Source organism: Asticcacaulis sp. P2_B1 (genome assembly GCF_056404915.1).
The window spans coordinates 78,648-96,244 of the sequence record NZ_JBFUDD010000012.1; the positions used below are offsets into that span (position 1 = coordinate 78,648).

General features: G+C 61.7%; 11 protein-coding genes. 3 read left to right on the forward strand and 8 right to left on the reverse strand.

Annotated features, from left to right (window positions below):
• The first annotated feature begins 49 nt into the window (after nucleotides 1-49).
• On the forward strand, nucleotides 50-784 hold the full coding sequence (locus AC1DX3_RS19670; protein WP_476991038.1) for a hypothetical protein: 735 nt from the start codon (nucleotides 50-52) through the stop codon (nucleotides 782-784).
• Here AC1DX3_RS19670 and AC1DX3_RS19675 read toward each other — a convergent pair.
• The 3 genes from AC1DX3_RS19675 to AC1DX3_RS19685 all read right to left on the reverse strand — a co-directional run bounded on the left by AC1DX3_RS19675 (nucleotide 770) and on the right by AC1DX3_RS19685 (nucleotide 4,485).
• Nucleotides 770-1,324, reverse strand: coding sequence for an alpha/beta fold hydrolase (locus tag AC1DX3_RS19675; RefSeq protein WP_476991039.1), 555 nt, complete (start codon nucleotides 1,322-1,324; stop codon nucleotides 770-772). The two genes, AC1DX3_RS19670 and AC1DX3_RS19675, sit on opposite strands and share 15 nt — an antisense overlap.
• A 108-nt stretch (nucleotides 1,325-1,432) precedes the next feature.
• A complete protein-coding gene (locus AC1DX3_RS19680) occupies nucleotides 1,433-2,782 on the reverse strand; it encodes a sigma-54-dependent transcriptional regulator (protein WP_476991040.1) in 1,350 nt (449 codons plus the stop codon).
• Nucleotides 2,779-4,485, reverse strand: a complete 1,707-nt coding sequence (locus tag AC1DX3_RS19685) for an ATP-binding protein (protein ID WP_476991041.1) — start codon at nucleotides 4,483-4,485, stop codon at nucleotides 2,779-2,781. The genes AC1DX3_RS19680 and AC1DX3_RS19685 overlap by 4 nt, the downstream gene beginning before the upstream one ends.
• Before the next feature lie 262 nt (nucleotides 4,486-4,747).
• Here AC1DX3_RS19685 and AC1DX3_RS19690 point away from each other — a divergent pair, with 262 nt between their 5' ends.
• Together AC1DX3_RS19690 and AC1DX3_RS19695 are read left to right on the forward strand one after the other, a co-directional pair.
• Nucleotides 4,748-6,118 (forward strand): dicarboxylate/amino acid:cation symporter, encoded by a 1,371-nt coding sequence (locus AC1DX3_RS19690; RefSeq protein ID WP_476991042.1) that lies wholly within the window; start codon nucleotides 4,748-4,750, stop codon nucleotides 6,116-6,118.
• 77 nt (nucleotides 6,119-6,195) lie between these two features.
• On the forward strand, nucleotides 6,196-6,912 hold the full coding sequence (locus AC1DX3_RS19695; RefSeq protein ID WP_476991043.1) for a TorF family putative porin: 717 nt from the start codon (nucleotides 6,196-6,198) through the stop codon (nucleotides 6,910-6,912).
• Nucleotides 6,913-6,958: 46 nt separating this feature from the next.
• On the opposite strand, the gene AC1DX3_RS19700 is transcribed toward AC1DX3_RS19695, so the two are convergent.
• The 5 genes from AC1DX3_RS19700 to AC1DX3_RS19720 all read right to left on the reverse strand — a co-directional run bounded on the left by AC1DX3_RS19700 (nucleotide 6,959) and on the right by AC1DX3_RS19720 (nucleotide 17,376).
• Entirely contained in the window at nucleotides 6,959-10,018 is a 3,060-nt protein-coding gene (locus tag AC1DX3_RS19700; protein ID WP_476991044.1) for a glycosyl hydrolase family 28-related protein, read from the reverse strand.
• A gap of 29 nt (nucleotides 10,019-10,047) precedes the next feature.
• Entirely contained in the window at nucleotides 10,048-11,412 is a 1,365-nt protein-coding gene (locus tag AC1DX3_RS19705) for a GntT/GntP/DsdX family permease (protein ID WP_476991045.1), read from the reverse strand.
• A 4-nt stretch (nucleotides 11,413-11,416) separates the two neighbouring features.
• Complete coding sequence (locus AC1DX3_RS19710) at nucleotides 11,417-13,651, reverse strand: beta-glucosidase (protein ID WP_476991046.1); 2,235 nt, start codon at nucleotides 13,649-13,651, stop codon at nucleotides 11,417-11,419.
• Nucleotides 13,648-14,223, reverse strand: coding sequence for a gluconokinase (locus tag AC1DX3_RS19715; RefSeq protein WP_476991047.1), 576 nt, complete (start codon nucleotides 14,221-14,223; stop codon nucleotides 13,648-13,650). Before AC1DX3_RS19715 ends, AC1DX3_RS19710 begins: the two co-directional genes overlap by 4 nt.
• Before the next feature lie 228 nt (nucleotides 14,224-14,451).
• A complete protein-coding gene (locus AC1DX3_RS19720; protein WP_476991048.1) occupies nucleotides 14,452-17,376 on the reverse strand; it encodes a TonB-dependent receptor domain-containing protein in 2,925 nt (974 codons plus the stop codon).
• Between the last annotated feature and the right edge of the window lie 221 nt (nucleotides 17,377-17,597).

Below are 17,597 nucleotides of genomic sequence, written 5' to 3' on the forward strand. Positions count from 1 at the left end.
ACGGGCGGTTGATGGACTGTCACCTAAATGCCGTTGGGGGAAAGACATTATGATACTGAAGACTGTTGGACTCGTGCTGGCCCTGGCCACAGTCGCGTCTTCGGTGCATGTCGAAACGGCGTTGAGTCCGGCCGACAAGGCCGCGTTCGATGCCATCAGCAAGAAACGCTTCCCTGTTCTGATGGGATATCAGAACCAGACCATGCACACCGTCGCCGTCTGGCCCATCGACGAGATCAAGGTCTGTGCATTGGAGACCCAGAGCCTCGGCGAGATCCAGGCACAAAAGAGCGAGGAATTGGCGCTTCTGCATCGGTACGAACAGGACAATAAACCGGTCGACTCGTTGATCAGGGATTATCTCCTTACGTCGCGGGAAACGGACCAGTTGTTCTGGTCCGCAGCCGACGCCTGCGCGGCTGCGCAGGCTGCCAAGGACGGTCATGGCAAGGGCAAGCTGATCGACATCATTCTGTGGCGGGCCGTTTATCGCGACGAAACGCTGCTGAAGCGCTACGATGAGGTCACAGCGTCTTATAAGACAGCGACACAGGCAAAGGACCGCCTGACTACGCTGAGCGATCTGCAATCGCTAGCCGCATTGCAATATGCCCTGGTCTCGGAGATTTCCGGGATGCGTGATCTGGGGGGCAGTCCGGAACCGAGACGCGCCGCTCTGATCACGCGATTGCCGGCACTGGAGGGGGAACAGGCGGATATCGACAAGGGCAATGAAACCGAGGTTAAACCCTATTTGGCGCCGCTCGTCTCAGCCAAGCAGTGAGCGGATATCCCGGGCGACCTCGCTGAGGTCGTTGTTGAACTGATGATCGCGGTGCGGGAGCGAGCGGATAATCGCCTGCGGGATGGCCTTGGCGTAAAGCGCGATGTGGGCGGCGGGCACGGTCTCGTCCTCGGCGCCGTGATAGAAGACAATGTGTACGCCAGCCGGCAGATGCCGGGTGAAATCGCTGGGGGGCGTCACGTCATCGCTCGTCCAGCCACCGTCACCGACAAACGGCGGCGCAATCAGCATGAGAGCACCAGGTGTAAAGGTCAGTACCTGGTCGGCGAGGACGTGGAGGAGGATGGTGGCACCGACGGAGTGGCCGATGAGGATGGCGCCATCGTCGAGGCTATCGAGTTCCGTCAGCAGGGCGTGTTTCCAGGTCGCATAGCCAGGATCGGCTTCGTCGGGCATATGCGGGTAGAGGATGGTGAAGCCGTCGCCGAGATCCTGCTTGAGGCTGGCAACCAGCTTGTTGTCCCATTGATCGTGGGCGCCCTCGCCGCCGCCCTGAATGAAAAGGATTTGTCGTGGCATCCGGAATCTCCATATCCGCATTGCGGCGTCAGGATGCAGATCGGGACATAGTTTTGCAATGAGGAGGTGACGGACCGCACCCGTCGGGTGGGGACGCGCGCGCCGTTTTTATTTCCTGAACGCCTGGATATCGATACTGTGGCGGCTGAGCTTGTCGTAAAAGGTCTTGCGCGGGAGTTTGAGGGCCTGCATGGCCAGTTGCGCATTGCCGCGGCAGGCGGCCAGGGTTTCCGAGATGATCATCGCTTCGAACTCGGCGACCCGATCAGCCAGGCCGGGTTCGTTCGGATGGATGTCCGCGGTTCGCGACGGCACGACATTCAGGCCCAGGGCGTAGCGTTCGGCATATTGTTCAAGCTCGCGGATATTGCCGGGCCAGTCATGGCGTTGCAGATAGGTCCCGACATCGGCGGAGAGGTGCGGCACGGGGCGCTTCAGTCGCAGGCAGGCCTCGATCAGAAAGTGCTGGAACAGCAACGGTACGTCGCCCTTTCGTTCTTTGAGCGGCGGCACTTTCAGCGTTACACCGCTCAGGCGGTAATAGAGGTCGGCGCGAAACCGGCCGGCGCGCACGGCTTCGCTGAGGTCGACGCGGCTTGAGGCGATCACGCGCACATCGAGAGGCCGGGCCTCATCGGCGCCCAGAACCCACAGTTCGCGCGCTTCGACGACGCGCAGCAACTGGGTTTGCAGCGGTAGGCTGAGACCATCGATATCGTCGAGGAACAGGGTGCCTTTTTGGGCTTTTTCGATGCGGCCCTGGCTGCGGCGCGCCGGCGGGGCGTTCGGCTCCAGCCGCGCGCCCGATTCGACGCCAAACAGCTCGGCGGCAAAAACCGGGTCGGGCAAGGCGGCGCAATTGACCTGAACGAACGGCCGGCCCTTGCGCGGGCTTTGGCGATGGATCGTGCGCGCCACGCGTTCCTTACCGACGCCGGTTTCGCCCTCGATCAGGATATCGACATCGGCGCCGGCCACCTGGGCGATGGTCTGGCGCAGGTGCTGCATGATGGCGCTATCGCCCAGGAGACGGTCGCCGTCATCGGGCGCCGCTTCGTAACGGGCGCGCAAATGGCGGTTTTCGATCACCAGGCGCCGCGTGTCGATGGCCCGGCGCACGGCCGACAGCAGAATGTCCATGGGGAACGGTTTGGTGATGAAGTCGTAGGCGCCGTTTTTCAGAGCTGTCACGGCCATGGGGACGTCGCCATGGCCCGTCATCAGGATGACTGGGATGTCGCGATCGATGGCACGGATACGGGCGAAGACTTCCATGCCGTCCATGCCGGGCATGCGCACATCGGTAATGACGACGCCGTCGAATTGCGGCGTGACGGCTCTAAGCGCATCAGGTCCGTTCGAAAAAGCCTTGACGGTAAAGCCGGCCAGTTCGAGGCCTTGGGTCTGCGCGGCGCGCAGGTCGTCGTCGTCGTCGATGAAAATGATCTGACCGGTCACGACACGACCCGCCGCAAGGTGACGATAAAGCGCGCGCCGTCGGGATATTCCGTGTCGGCACCGAGCTCACCACCGAAATCGCGCAGGATATCGCGGGCGATGACGAGCCCCAGCCCCAATCCCTTCGGCTTGGTCGTGGTGAAGGGGATAAACAGGGCTTTTCTTACGGTATCGGGCAAGCCCGGGCCGTTATCTTCGACCCATAGCCGCACCTGATCCGGTTCGACTTCGCAGCCCAGCCTGACCTGGGCGTCGGGGACGCCTTCCACCGCTTCGAAGGCATTTTGCAGCAGATTGACCAGGACCTGTTCCAGGCGCACGCGCTCCGCCCAGACCTTGACGCCGGGGGGAATGTCCGGGCGTTTGAAGCGCACCTTATGGGCCTTGACCCGGCTATGGGTCAAAAGGATCGAGCCTTCGACGGCCTCAAGGACCGAGGTCGGCTCGCTCTGGCCGCTGGCCTTGCGGGAAAAGGCGCGTAGTTCGCCGGTGATATGGCCGATCCGTTCGCTCATGGCGACGATGTTTTCGAGATTGGCCTTGATCAGGGCCGGCTTCAAACCGCGCAGGGCATTGTCGGCAAGGACGCGAATCGTCGCCAGGGGCTGATTGATTTCATGGGCGACGCCGGCCGTGATCTGGCCCAGCTGGGCCAGCTTATTGGCCTGGACCAGGTCGGCCTGGAGGGTGTTGAGCCTGAGCTCGGTGGCGTGGCGTTCCTCGATTTCCTTCGACAACAGGTCGTTGGCGTGCCGCAAGGCGTGGGTGCGTTGACCGACATCGAATTCCAGCCGCGACAGGTAGGCCAGATCGGCGTCGGCCTTCAGGCGCAGGTTCGATTGCCGGCGCCAGAACCACAGGCCAAGACCCGCGACGAGCAGTTCCGCCAAGGCGGTGATCGCGGCAGCCGCCAGGGCCGTGCTCTTCGCCGGGGCCAGCGAGCGGTAGACGTGAATTTGCCAGCCATCGACGCCGGGAATGGGCAGGACCGCGGGGGTTTGGTCCCGTGTCGGCGGCCGGGGTTGTTTGAAACGCCAGTCCGGATTGCCGGCGATGACGACGTCGTTGTGACTGTCGGTCACGAAGGCGACCTCGTTGAGGCGCCCCCACTCCGCTTCCAGGGTGGTAAATTCGAGCTTCACCACAGCGACACCGACGGTTTGTCCGTCCGACTTCACGCTATGGGACAGGAAAAGCCCCGGGATGTGGCTGACCGTGCCGAGGGCAAATTGCGATGCCTTGCCCTGGCTCAGGGCCTGGATGAAATAGTCGCGAAAGCGGTAGTTGGAGCCGACGAAGCTTTCCGGCCGGTTCCAATTGCTGGCCGCGACCGCCGTGCCGGTCGGGTCGAGGACATAGATGACCGCGCTGCCGGTCTCACGGCGCAGAGCCTCCAGCTTCAGCGACAACGCCCCGGCGGCCTCGGGTGCGTGTGAGGTCAAGGCGGCCTGAAGACCGCTGTCGGCGGCCAGCACGGCGGGGACGGTACGCTGCTTGTCGATCTCGCTCTGCAGCACCGAGGCCCGGAGTTGCGCCGAGGCGGCGGCCTCTTTTTCCAGCCCATGCAGGGACTGTTCGAACGCCGCATTATAGGCGGCGAACGTCAGGGCAAAACCGGCCAACAGGGCGGCGACCGCAGCCGTGATCAGCAGGGGTGACGTTGCGCGGATGAAAGCGAATAGCCTGTGGATGGTCGCGGTCATGTCACGGGCCGTGTGTGTGAAAAGATGCACAAAATGACATACGGGTGGGCGGATTTCAACACAAATGTGAACCGCTCGAGGAAACGTCATTCACATAGTTTCCTTTAAAAACAACAACTTTCCTCATTTTTAAAATAACATTGTCGTGTCGGAACTTCCGGCGAACACTGGGGGCAAGGCGCGCTCAGCAAGATCGTCACGCCACAGGAAACGCCGCGACGGACCCAATGATGGGGCCATCGCCTGACATCAGGAGAACTTCATGGCTTACGTCTCTCACGTCACTCCCTCCAATCCGCCGGCCAAGACGGGCAAGTGGTACAGCCACATGTACCTGCACGTCATCATCGCCATTATCGCCGGCGCCCTGATCGGCCAGTTCTATCCGCACACCGGCGAAGCCCTGAAACCGTTGGGCGATGCCTTCGTCAAGCTGGTCAAGATGATCATCTCGCCGGTGATCTTCCTCACCATCGTCACCGGGATCGCCGGCATGGGCAGCCTGAAAGGCGTCGGCAATGTGACGTGGAAGGCCTTCGCCTACTTCTTCACCTTCTCGACCCTGGCCCTGATTATCGGCCTGATCGTCGCCAATGTGGTTCAGCCCGGCCACGGCATGAATATCGATCCGACCACCCTGCACAATGACAAGGTCGCCGAATATGCCGCCAAGGCGCACGACACGACGATCACCGGGTTCCTGACCGGCATCATCCCCGACACCTTCGTCAGCGCCTTCGTCGACGGCAATATCCTGCAGGTCCTGTTCATTGCCATTCTCTTCGGGATATCCCTGGTCCTGATCGGCGACAAGGCCAAGCCGGTGGTCAACATCCTGGAAAGCGCCAGCAACGCCATTTTCCGCATGGTGAATATCCTGATGAAGGCGGCCCCTATTGGCGCGTTCGGAGCCTTTGCCTTCACCATTGGCAAGTACGGCATCGCCTCGGTCGTCAACCTGGCCGCTCTGGTCGGCACCTTCTACCTGACCTCTGCCCTGTTTGTTGTCATCGTCCTGGGCGCCGTGGCCGCTGCCAACGGCTTCTCGATCTTCAAGCTGATCGCCTATCTCAAGGCGGAACTGCTGCTGGTCTTGGGCACCTCGTCCTCGGAATCGGCCCTGCCGAGCCTGATGGAAAAGATGGAGCAGGCCGGCTGTTCGCGCCCTGTCGTCGGCCTGGTGATTCCGACGGGTTATTCGTTCAATCTGGACGGCACCAACATCTATATGACCCTGGCGGCCCTGTTCATCGCCCAGGCGACCAATACGCACCTTACGCTTGAACAACAGGTGGTGCTGCTGTCGGTCGCCATGCTGTCGTCGAAGGGGGCCGCTGGCGTCACCGGGGCCGGCTTCATTACCCTGGCCGCCACCTTGTCGGTCGTGCCGGCCGTGCCGATCGCCGGCATGGCCCTCATCCTGGGTGTCGACCGCTTCATGTCGGAATGCCGCTCGCTCACCAATTTCATCGGCAATGCGGTGGCCACGGTCGTCGTCAGCCGCTGGGAAAAGGCCGTGGATATGGATGCCTTCAAGGCCGCGATTGGCGGCAAGCCCCGGCGGATCGCGCCGCTTGGGGAGATCACTACCCTCACCCCGGGTCTGCAGGCCGGCGAGCAAAGCGCGGACTGATCCCGCCCCGCCGCGCCAGATACGACCAGGCCGCGGCGGGCCTGTTTCCCCACAATAAAATAAACATGGAGTCGAAAATGTCGAAATCAAATCCGGCACGCGCCGCAGTGTGCCCGGCCGTCCTCATTGCCGGCCTGATCCTGGCCCTGCCCGCCAGCGCCCTGGCGCAAACCAAAGGGCCGGTCTTTTCGGGACAAGTCAGTGCGCTCAGCGACGGTATCTATCGCGGCGTCAGCCAGACCGAAGGCTTGCCGCAGTTCAACGCCTATGCGCAAATCGCCTTCGGTAAGGTCTATATCGCCACCCGCTACAAGTCGATGCGCGATCGCTCGACCGGGGTCGACAACCAGACACAGGCGATTATCGGCTACAAGACCAATTGGTCCGGTTTCGATATCAGCGCCTGCGCGTCCTACAAGCGTTACAACGGCGTCAAGCCGGGCATCGACAAGGCTTTCATGGAGTATGAAACCGTCTTCAGTCGCAAGATAGCCGCCAATACCACCGCCCGGCTGACCCTGGCCTATAGCCCGGACAATTACGGCTCCGCCAAGGTGGCGACCTTTTCCGAAGTCGGTCTTGAGCAAAAATTGACGCCAAAATTCAGCCTTCAGGCGGCTACAGGGTTCCGCCATAATGAACACAGCGTCGACTATACCAACTACCTGGTGGGCGCGACCTATGCGCTCAACAAGACCTTAAGTGTGGCTGTGACTTTCACCACCACGGACAAGGCGAAGTTCGGCGACAAATACGGCGACTCGACGTTTCTGACACTTACGCAGAAATTCTAGAGCGCAGTCCGTTCGACGCCAAGCGACAAGACGGCCGTTTCTGAACTCAAGGCCTGATATCGTAGAGGGCATGATGGGTGAGGATAAAGAGCGTGCGCCGGTCGGGGCCGCCGAAGATCAGCTGAATGGGACGTTCCGGCACGTCGATCCGACCCTTCTGCACGCCGTCAGGACCGTAGACAAAGGTCTGGCCGTTGGCGACATAGACATTGCCATCGGCGTCGACCGCCACACTTTCTCCGCCCCGTTCAGCAAAGGGCTTCAGGTCGGTCAGCGTGCCGCCGGCGCCGGCCAGGGCGCTGTAGGTCTTGTCTTCCGAGCCGTTGATAACGTAGAGGCGTTGACCTGCCTTGGCCGGCACGAAGCCATAGGTGTCGAGCATGTCCGAGAAGCGCCAGCCGAGATGGGTGACCGGTCCCTGCTGGAAGACGCGGAAGGCCGGCAAGACCAGTGAGCCATCGGGAGAGACATATTCTTTTGCCTTGGGCACCGCGAAGTCACGGGCGAACATTTGCGCCAGGGTGGTGAATTCATAGGTCTTCGGGTCGATCTGGTCGCGGAACTCCCCGTTGTCCCACAGGTTGCCGGGCAAGGCGATGGTGGCGTCCGGATGGTCGGCGACCGGGGTTGGCGGGATAAGGGTGACGGCACTATCCGGCTTATCCGGGCGGAAGGTATAGACCGTACTTTCAGGACCGTCGGACGACAGGACCAGCAGATTATCCGACTTGTCGAAGGCCAGGTTGACCGGATCAAGCGGGGCATCGCGGACAATGGCCAGGCCCTGGCTTTGCGACCAGCTGTAGATGCGATGGAAGCGGTGTTCGACAAAGTAGAGCTTGCCGGTGGAATCGATCGCGGCGCCGGAAATGGAATAGAAGCCGTCTTGTAATTTGCTGACCTGTGATGCGGTGACCGAGGGTTGGGTCGCGGGCGGCGTGGCGGAAATGGGTGGGACGTCGAGGGTGGCGAATTCGCGTTCGCGGACCTGGAGCCCGCTGGTGACATCGATCAGGGCATTTTCAAACGGGAACTTACTGGCGCGCAGATAGGTGCCGCAGCCTATGTCGTCGCAAGTGGCGAAACCGCTCTCGGCATTGACGTGGACATTGCGGAACTGCAGGTCGCCGGAATTGTAGAGTTTGACGGCGGACAGGGCCGGCTTGATCGTCCGGGTGACGCGGTAGCCATGATAGTTGGCGAACAGGATATGCGACGAGTTGCGGATGTCGAGCGACACCGTATCCTGGCTTTCGCGCACCTCTTCTTCGGTCTGGGGCGCGAGGAATTCCCAGTTCTGGACATTGTCGAGAACGATTTCGGCGCGAACATGGTGCTCGGCCGAGAGCTCATAGACGTGGCCCGGCGTCGAGGTGTTGGTGACGTAGAAACCGGCCTGGGCATAGGTGTTGGGCGTCCAGATAGCGGCAAAAGTGCCGCCGCCGCCATCGGTCACCCAGATACTGGGCGACTGACGGTCCCATTCGGCCGTGGGATCGGCGCCGGGCGCGGCGGCATAGGGATTGGCCTTGGCGCCGCTGGCCAGCTGGGTGCCGTGGCCGCCCTGGATCTTGACGTCGTCGACGAGGGAATCCGCGCCGGCCTTCCACAACAGGGCGGTGGCGCGGGGATTGATGACGCCGGTCGACAGGCCGATGCCGGAGACGACGGCGCTGCCGCCCTTGGCGCTTTCCAGCAGGGCCTTGGGCGCGCCGACTCCCATATAGGCCGGGGTATTGTCGGGCAGGACCAGTTGGGTCAGGCTGGGGTGCAGGCCGATCAGGACGGTATCGGGCTTGAGGCGCAGGGTGTCGGTGACGCGGTAGAAGCCCATGGGCAGGTAGACGACCGGGCTGGCGTCGATGGCGGCCTGCAAGGCGGCGGTGTCGTCGGTTGTGCCGTCACCCTTGACGCCAAATTTGCCGGCGCTGACCCATTGCGCAACCGGCGGCAGGGCCCGGATGGCGTTGGCTGTCTCGGCTGCGGGCTCGGTCTGCGGCGTCATCTGGATGTCCGTGGCCAGGCTGGCCATGGCGCCGAGCGCCGGGACATTCCACCCGTGGGTGAAACGGCTGACCGTATAGGCGGCCCCCTTGCCGGCTATGGTCTTGCCGCTATCGCGAAAGCGGGCGAAAACCGGGACATTGTGCGCCGTGGCATGGTCGAAACCCACCTGGGTGAAGGCGCTGGTTTCATTGCTGATGATGACGGCCGCCTTGGAGACGTTCTCGAAATGCACGTCCTTGCCCCATAGGGAGTCGCTGTAACCCTTGTCGATTTCGATGCCGACGGGCGTGTTGCGGATGTCGGTATGGACCAGGGCGATGTCGGCCTCGTGTTCGCGGATAGCGGCGTCGCGCTGGCCGTCGAACGTGGAATCGATCAGGGTGAATTGCCAGGCCGGGGAGGTTTTTTCGGTCAGAATGCCATAGCGGCCGCCATAGAAATGCAGGTCTTCGGCTTCGTTGCCGACCATATAGATGCCGGCCAGGCCTGATCCGAGGTGGAAATCGATATGGCTGAGGAACGAATGCTGGGCCGTGCGCAGGCGGACGGCGGCGGCCGCCGGGTTGCCGGCGCCGATCTCGAAATCGACATTGCTAAGGGCAGAATAGAAAGTCGACGAATTGGCGTCGCGGACCTTGTCGCTATAGGGGACGGCGGAGACAACGGGGACAGGCACCTTGTCGGCGACATAGAGCGCGCTGCCGGTGAAAACGACCATGTTGGCGACACCGGTCTGGAAACCGGGCGTGCGGTCGCCCAACACCAGGACCGGCCGGGTCGGGCCGAAGCCGAAGATGCGGACGGCGATGGGCACCAGCAGGGTGCGGGTGATGCGGTAACGGCCCGAGGGCAGGAAAACAATGCCGCCGTCGCCTGAATTGGCGGCGCTGTCGATGGCGGCCTGGAGGGCGGCCGTGTCGTCGGTCTTGCCGTCGCCGATGGCGTGGGCGACGATGGCATGGGGATCGTCGGGCTGGGTCAGGAAAACCGAGTGGGACGGGCCGGCAAGGGCTGCGACGGGGATGCCTCCGAGCATGGCGGCCAGCAGAACCATCGAGGCTGTCGTTGTGAATCTTCTGCTGCGATGACGGTTTTTCATGTGCTTTATCCCTGTAGCTTGATTATTCGTTAGAGGTGCAAGGCGGCTCCCAGGAGGAGTACGAAGATCAGGCCGAAGATCCCCACCAGGGTCTCCATGACCGACCAGGAGAGAAAGGTGTCCTTCAGCGATACGCCGAAATAGGCCTTGAACATCCAGAAGCCGGAATCGTTGACGTGGCTGCACATCAGGCTACCGGCGCCGACCGCGAGGACCATCAGGCTGGGGTCGACGCCCGAGGTCTGGACCAGCGGCGCAACGATGCCCGCGGCTGTGAGGCCGGCCACCGTGGCGGAACCCAGGCAGATACGGATCAGGCAGGCGACCAGCCAGCCGAGGACGAGAGGCGGCAGCGGCAGGTGGCTGAGCTGAGCACCCATCTGGGCGCTGACACCCGACTCGACCAGGACCTCCTTCAAGGCGCCGGCGCCGGCGATGATCAGCAGGATGGGGGCAATGTCGCGCAGGGCGTTCTGCGCACCGGTCATCAGGGTCGGCAACCCCTCACCGCGCCCCAGCCCCAGGGTGACCAGGGCCACGGCATAGGCGACCAGCATGACGATCATAGGATTGGCCATGAAGGCAATCACGGCCTTCAGGTTAGGGTCTGCGATCGGCAACATGGTCAGCAAGGTCGCTATGCCCAGCAAGACGACCGGCAGCAGGGCCGTGGCGAAACTGTTGAAAGCGCCCGGCAGGTCGGCTTCGGCGCGCAGCTCGGTCTGGAACATCGGCGCCGGCGTGGCCTGGATGCCTTTGAGGCCCATGGCGAAGATCGGACCGGCGATGATCAGGGTGGGGATGGCCACCAGGAAGCCAAAGAACAGGGTACGGCCCATATCGGCGTGGAACTGCGTCACCAGGGCGGTTGGCGAAGGATGGGGCGGCAGGAAGCCGTGGGCGATCGACAGGCCGGCAAGGAGCGGAATGGCCAGGGCAACGAGCGGTCGCTTTGATTGATAGACCAAAGAAAAGATCAAGGGCACCATCAGGACGAAGCCCACATTGTAATAGAGCGGGATGCCGACCACGAAACCGGTCAGGGTCAGGGCGATCGGCATGCGCGATGGACCGAACAGGCCGATCAGCCAGTTCGCGATCCTTTGGGCCGCGCCGCTGTCGGCGATCAGTTTGCCGAAGACCGCGCCGAGGCAGATGATCACGGTCAGAGAACCCAGCAGGTCGCCTATGCCCTTTTCAATCGCCTTGGGCACGGTCTCGAGCGGCATGCCCAGGAGCAGGGCCGCTGTCAGGGCGGCGATAACAAAGGCCAACAGAGGCTGGATCTTGCCCCAGGCGATCAGGAGGGTCAGCAGGCCGACCGAGGCCACAACGGCGGTTATCGACCAGGTAGCGGATGTCAGGCCCAGGGCCGCGGCAATAGGAGAGGTCATGATCTTAGTCCGCCCAGCTACGTGCCGGCACATGTACCGTGACGCGGGCAACCGGATCGGCCGCCGAACTGGCCAGGATGATGTCATAGTCGCCTTCGGTGACTTGCCAGTTGCCGGTCGCCTTGTCGAAGGTGGCGAGCAGACGGGGGTCGAGCGTAACGGTACTGCTGCGGGATTCACCCGGAGCCAGGCTTAGCTTGTCCCACCCGGCCAGACGCTTTGGGGCTTCGAACCCGGGCGCCGCGACGTAGATCTGGGGCGTCGCCTTGCCCTCGCGCCGGCCCGTGTTGCGGCTGTTGAAGGTGACCGTGACGGCGTTGCCGTCCAGGGCCGCCCTGAGGCCGTCAAACTTAAATTGCGTATAGCTGAGGCCGTAACCGAACGGAAATAACGGCTTGTGCTGTTTGAGGTCGAACCATTTATAACCGACGGCGGCACCTTCGATATTATAGTCGGTCGCGGCCGGCGCCCGTTCATTGGCCCGGTCACCGTCGACAATCGGACGCGGCAACTGGTCCAGGCTGGCTGGGAAGGTCGCCGGCAGATGGCCCGACGGATTGACCTCGCCCGTCAGCAGGCGGGCAATGGCCACCCCGCCCGACGTCCCGGGATACCAGGCTTCCATCACCGCGGCGGTCTTAGCCAGCCAGGGCATCAGAACCGGGCCGCCGGTTTCGAGGACGACCACCACCTTCTTGTTGGCGCGCGTCAGGGCGTCGATCATGGCGTCCTGATTGTTGGGCAGGTTAAGGTCGGGCGCATCGATGCTTTCGCCCATCCATTGCGTGGCAAAGACAATCACGACGTCCGCGCCCTTGGCCAGGCGCGCTGCGGCCGCGACATCCTTGCCATCGACATAGTCGACCTTGGCTTGGGTCCGCGCCTGCAAGGCCGTAACCGGCGACGAGGGATGAAAGACCATCGGCCCCGGAAAAGCGTTCGGGCCCTCATTGGGCACCGCCATGCCGCCCACCGGATAGACCTGGGACGAACCGCCGCCCGACAGGACGCCCTTATCGGCGTGGCCGCCGACCACGAGGATGCGCCGAGCCGTCACCGCCAGCGGCAGGACGCCGTTGTTTTTCAGCAGGACGATCCCCTCCTCCGCGTCGGCCTGACTGACCAGGCCGTCGGCGGTGAAGTCGATGGCCGCTTCGTTGGGCTCGGTGACCGGCCCGTCCATCACACCGTCGGCAAACAGGGCATAGAGATTGCGCGACACCATATCGTCCAGCCGTGCCTGAGGGACGTGGCCGTCAGTGACGGCTTCGCGCAAGGCTTCGCCGAAATAGGGCGACACGTCGAACGGCCAGCCGGACTGCTGGTCCAGCCCGGCTTTCGCCGCCTCGACCGTCGAGTGGGCCGCGCCCCAGTCCGACATGACATAGCCCTTATAATGCCAGGCCTGTTTTAGCGTCGTGTTGAGGAGAAAGTCGTTTTCGCAGGCATAATCGCCGTTCAGACGATTGTATGAACACATAATCGAGCCCGGCTGACCGGCTTCGATGGCGAGCTCAAAGGCAAGAAGATCGGACTGACGCGCCGCCGCTTCGTCGATATGGACGTCGACGGTAAAGCGGTTCGTTTCCTGATCGTTGAAGGCAAAATGCTTCACGGTCGAGACGATGTGATTGGACTGAATGCCCTTGATGGCCTGACCGACTAGGGTGCCGGCCAGCAGCGGGTCTTCGCCGGCATATTCGAAATTGCGCCCGTTACGCGGCTCACGCAGCAGGTTGATGCCCGCGGCCAACAGGACATTGTGGCCCGACAGACGCGCTTCGTTGCCGATCATGGCGCCGCCGGCATAGGCAATGTCGCGATTCCACGTCGCCGCGGTCCCTATTCCAGACGGCAGGGAGGTCCGGCCGCGCGGCGTGACGCATGTCCGGTGGGTCGAAACGCCCAGGCCAGCATCAGTCTGCCATTGCGGCGGAATGCCGAGACGCGGCACGCCGGGTACGAAGCCTGCCGTGCAGGGCCGGCCTTCGGCGGGATGGGTGTAGTTCTTCGATTTGGAGTCGGTGGAATAGTAGCCGAACACCAGGCTCAGCTTCTCCGCCTGAGTCATGGCACCCAGCAGCAGCTGCGCGCGCGCCTCCGGGGTCAGGCTGGGGTCCATCCACGGTTGGGCGGCTTCTGCCGCCTGAACTGTGGCGGGTGCAATACATGCCCCGCCCGCCCCAGCGAGAACGGCCATAAAGACGCAAACGGACAGGTTTTTGGATAGATGGCTCATTGGTTCGTCCCTGGGATATTGTCTGTGGTAACTCTGCCAAGTATCTGGGTGGAGGCGTGGCCGGAGCTTTCAGCTAAGATGTCTCGACTAGGCAAGCGTGTCGACAGATAATCGCGGACGCCGGCGACCAGGGTCGCTACCGGCAGCGTCCCGTCAAGCTCGATAATCACCTCATCAGGTTCTGGAAGCTCGAGAATGGCCAACTGGCTTTCCAGCAGACTAGGCGGCATATAGTGGCCCGGCCGGTGATCGAGCCGATATTGCAGTGTTGAACGATCGACACGGGGAAAAACGAAAAGGACGGCGCCCGCGGCGCAATCGACAATAAAATCGCGATAGCTGCGCTTCAGCGCGGAACAGGACAGCACACAGACCTCCCCTTCCGCAGCATTCAAGGCATTGGCGACGGCCTTCAGCCACGGCCAGCGGTCCTCGTCCTCCAGGGCCGTGCCACGCGCCATCTTGGCGACATTGGCGGCAGGATGGAGATCGTCACCCTCGATGAAGGGGCAGCCCAAGGCAAGCGCGAGTTGGCGGCCGAGGGTCGATTTCCCACTGCCGCTGGCGCCCATGACCACAATGCCCGTAACGCCTTGAACCAATGCGACACCTCAGGAAGAGTATTAGACAGCAAGAAAAAAACATATTCCCGAGCGGATTCGACGGGGTCGAAGGAGTCCGCTCGGAAACATGTCGCCTATGGTCGCAGATAAAGCGCTTCAAATAGTCTGCGACAAGCAAGTTCAGGGGGAGAAAACAGGGCGGGCCGTCGTCACGTGTCGAGGGCCCGCCCCTTTGTCTTAGAAGTTAAACCGCACCCCGGCATGATAGAAACGGCCCAAAGTGTCGTAGAGCGCCGGGTTGACATCAAGACCGGTATTGGTTTGCGGGCTCGGGGTCGGGTCCTGATCGAACATGTTGTCGATCTTGAAATAGGCCACGACGCCTGGGCGGATATTGTAGGAGCCGGCAAAATCGACATAGGTCGCGCCCGGCATGCTGTTATTATCGAGGGTCGGGTTGTTGGACGTCGACACCGGACAGCTCGAGCTGCAGACCACATATTGGTTGCCGATGACGCCATCGCTCAGCCAGCGTTCCTGAAGGGTCAGGCTGTATTTGCTGGTCGAGTAGCTTTGGACGAACAGGCCCTTCCAGTCCGGAGTCGCGCCGGAATTCTGGCCTGCCGTCTGTTGCGGGATGGTACCCGGCAGGCCGGGCGTGGTCGTGAAATCACGGACATTGGTCGCCAGGGCCCGCAGAACCAGATTGCCTTCCAGACCCAACGGCCTGGCGAGTTGATAGCTCAGTTCATAATCGACGCCACTGGTCTTGATGGAGGCAGCATTGATGCTGCCTACGTTGACGTAGGGATTTGAACCGGTCAAATCAAAGGCGCTGCACGCAGCCGGCACGGAACCGTCGAAACAGTATTGCACGAGTTGGGTTGCATTGGGGCCGCTTGAGATCGCGTCGGTCAATTTGATATCGTAGTAGTCGATCGAAGCGTTGAAGCCGGGGGCCCAGGTCGGGTTCGCCAGAACGACGCCGAAGCTGAAGTTTTGCGCAATTTCCGGCTTGAGACCCGGGTTCGAACCGGCGTTTTGCGATACGGTCAGCGTCGTATTGTTAAACGGGTTGGTGAAGTTCGGCAGGTTGGTCGACACGGTCGGACCAAACAGGTCGTTCAAGTTAGGCGCCCGGACGTCTTGAGATCTGACGGTGCGCAGGCGGATGCCACTAAGCGGCGTGTCCCATGTCAGACCGACCTTCCACGTCTGGACATCACCGGCGGTGCTGTACTTGGTGGCGCGTCCCGCTGTGTTGAGGTTCAGCTGGCCAAGCGCGTCGGAATTGATCAAAGGCACGTTGAATTCGAGAAAGGCTTCGGCGACGTTATAGCTGCCGTGACCGTTGCGGTAATTGCCGGCGTAGAAGTTGCCGCCGCTAGTGCTGAGCAGCGGGTCGGCAGGATAATCCGCCGTATAGGGGCTGGTCGAACCGTTGCCGTAAGGATCGGCGACGGCGCGATAGGTTTCGCGCCGGTATTCAGCACCGAGTGCCATCGACACGGGACCTGCCCAGAGCGAGAACGGCTCCCCCGAAAAGCTGAAGCTGGCGACGTCCTGAGTCTGGATCGTGTGCTGGAAGGCACCGACCGCTGGCTGCAGATAGGCAATCGCCGAAGCGCTTGGGGTTTGATTGCCGATGACGTTGATCGGCTGACAGCCATTGGCGCGGGCCACAGGATCGGCGCAGACGATAGCCCCGTCCAGCATGGTCGCGTTGATCGCGGCGGTGAAGCGAGCCTTCAGCAGGAGATTATGGACCGCGATATCCGAATTTTCCTCGCCGTGCTGGTAATAGGCGTCGTAATGCCAGTCGGTGCCGAACATGTCGAACTTACCGTCCGCGCCCAAGACAAAGCGCTTCTGAGTGCGCTCGGTATTGACCTTGATGCTGGTCAGGAAGGGCGTGACCGTTCCCAGCGTGAATTTGGTGATGCCGTTCGTGGCGCAGGCTGTGGAGACCGAGGTCGGAACGTAGGGGTTCGAGCACTGTATCGTCAAACCGGGTTCGGTGAAGCCCGGGTTCGGCTGGTTGCTGGTGCCGACCTTGGCATAGTTGATCGTGAAGTAGATTTCGTTGTCCGCATCGAGATCGAAGGACGTGCGATTGTAGAAATTCGACCGTGTGATCGACGACTGAAGCGTCGCCCCCACGCCGACATTGGCAGAGGTATCACCACCGACGCAAAAGCCGACATAACAGCCTGTGACATTGCCAGCGGCGTTCTTTGCCGGTACGCCGTTGGAGCCGTAGACGAAGTTATAGGGATTTCCGTTTTGGTCGAAAGCGATGCCCTGCAACGGCCCCGATGTAATCAGGCCGTATTTGGAATAGGTATAGGATTGCGCGTGATCGACATAGGTAAATTGCGGCAACCCGTTGTTGGTGACCCCGCTGTTGACCAGGGTCGAGCTGCGGTACCAATCACGGCCGTTGGCGGCATTCTCGCCAAATTCGCCGGCTGGAACGCCGTCTTCGCGGTGATATTCCAGGGCCACGGCGGTATGAAGCCGGCCGCCGAGGAAGGATTTGCCCAAGGCCAGTTGAAACAGGCCTTGTTTGTCGTCGCCATAGGTGGTTTCACCGAGCTCGAAATTGCCCTTGATGCCCTCAAACTTCTTATCGGTGATGAAATTGACCACGCCGCCGACGGCATCTGAGCCCCAGGAGGCGGAGGCGCCGCCATTCACCACGTCAACCCGCTTGATCAGCAATTGCGGGAACAGGCTGACGTCCGGAGCGCCGGTTCCGATATTGGACGGCACAACGCGCTGGCCATCCAGCAAGGTCAGGGTGCGGCTGACGCCCAGGCCACGCAGGGCAAAGGAGCTAAGTCCCTGTTGGCCGCTGGACGTGCTGAACGTGTTGGTCGCTACGCCACTCGATCCCTGAAGGGACGGCAGTTGTGCGACGGTCGTGAAAATGTTCGGTTCGGCATTATTGGCGATGTCCAGAGCACCGATCGAGGTTGTCGGAGTCGGAGCCTTGAAGCCACGCGACGTCAGGCGTGAGGCCGTCACGACGACCACCGTCGTGTCATCGGTTTTGTCCGTTGCCGGCGGGACCGGATCGGCGGCAAAGACTGTCCCCGCTACGGCGCTTAAGGTCAGGACCGAGCATGAACAGACAATGAGATTTCGCTTGGATTTGAGCATGTGTTTCTTTCCCTATATGACTTAGTCTCGGTCATTGGCATATGACAGCGCTAACATTACACGACCCGTCACAGAGACAGTAGTGCCGCGCAATCGCTTGCGTTGAATGCACTGGCCATAAGTTATGTTGATGACAGCGCTAACATTGCTCGTAGTTACAATGTCGGCACATATGCCAAGACGCCTAGTGTTTCCTGCTGTATTTTTTTGGATAGCGCTAA

Excerpts from the sequence above, each read along its gene's own strand:
- AC1DX3_RS19670 (WP_476991038.1), top strand. The coding sequence starts at position 50 with ATGATACTGAAGACTGTTGGACTCGTGCTGGCCCTGGCCACAGTCGCG.
- AC1DX3_RS19675 (WP_476991039.1), bottom strand. The coding sequence starts at position 1,324 with ATGCCACGACAAATCCTTTTCATTCAGGGCGGCGGCGAGGGCGCCCAC.
- AC1DX3_RS19685 (WP_476991041.1), bottom strand. The coding sequence starts at position 4,485 with ATGACCGCGACCATCCACAGGCTATTCGCTTTCATCCGCGCAACGTCA.
- AC1DX3_RS19690 (WP_476991042.1), top strand. The coding sequence starts at position 4,748 with ATGGCTTACGTCTCTCACGTCACTCCCTCCAATCCGCCGGCCAAGACG.
- AC1DX3_RS19695 (WP_476991043.1), top strand. The coding sequence starts at position 6,196 with ATGTCGAAATCAAATCCGGCACGCGCCGCAGTGTGCCCGGCCGTCCTC.
- AC1DX3_RS19700 (WP_476991044.1), bottom strand. The coding sequence starts at position 10,018 with ATGAAAAACCGTCATCGCAGCAGAAGATTCACAACGACAGCCTCGATG.
- AC1DX3_RS19705 (WP_476991045.1), bottom strand. The coding sequence starts at position 11,412 with ATGACCTCTCCTATTGCCGCGGCCCTGGGCCTGACATCCGCTACCTGG.
- AC1DX3_RS19710 (WP_476991046.1), bottom strand. The coding sequence starts at position 13,651 with ATGAGCCATCTATCCAAAAACCTGTCCGTTTGCGTCTTTATGGCCGTT.
- AC1DX3_RS19715 (WP_476991047.1), bottom strand. The coding sequence starts at position 14,223 with ATGGGCGCCAGCGGCAGTGGGAAATCGACCCTCGGCCGCCAACTCGCG.
- AC1DX3_RS19720 (WP_476991048.1), bottom strand. The coding sequence starts at position 17,376 with ATGCTCAAATCCAAGCGAAATCTCATTGTCTGTTCATGCTCGGTCCTG.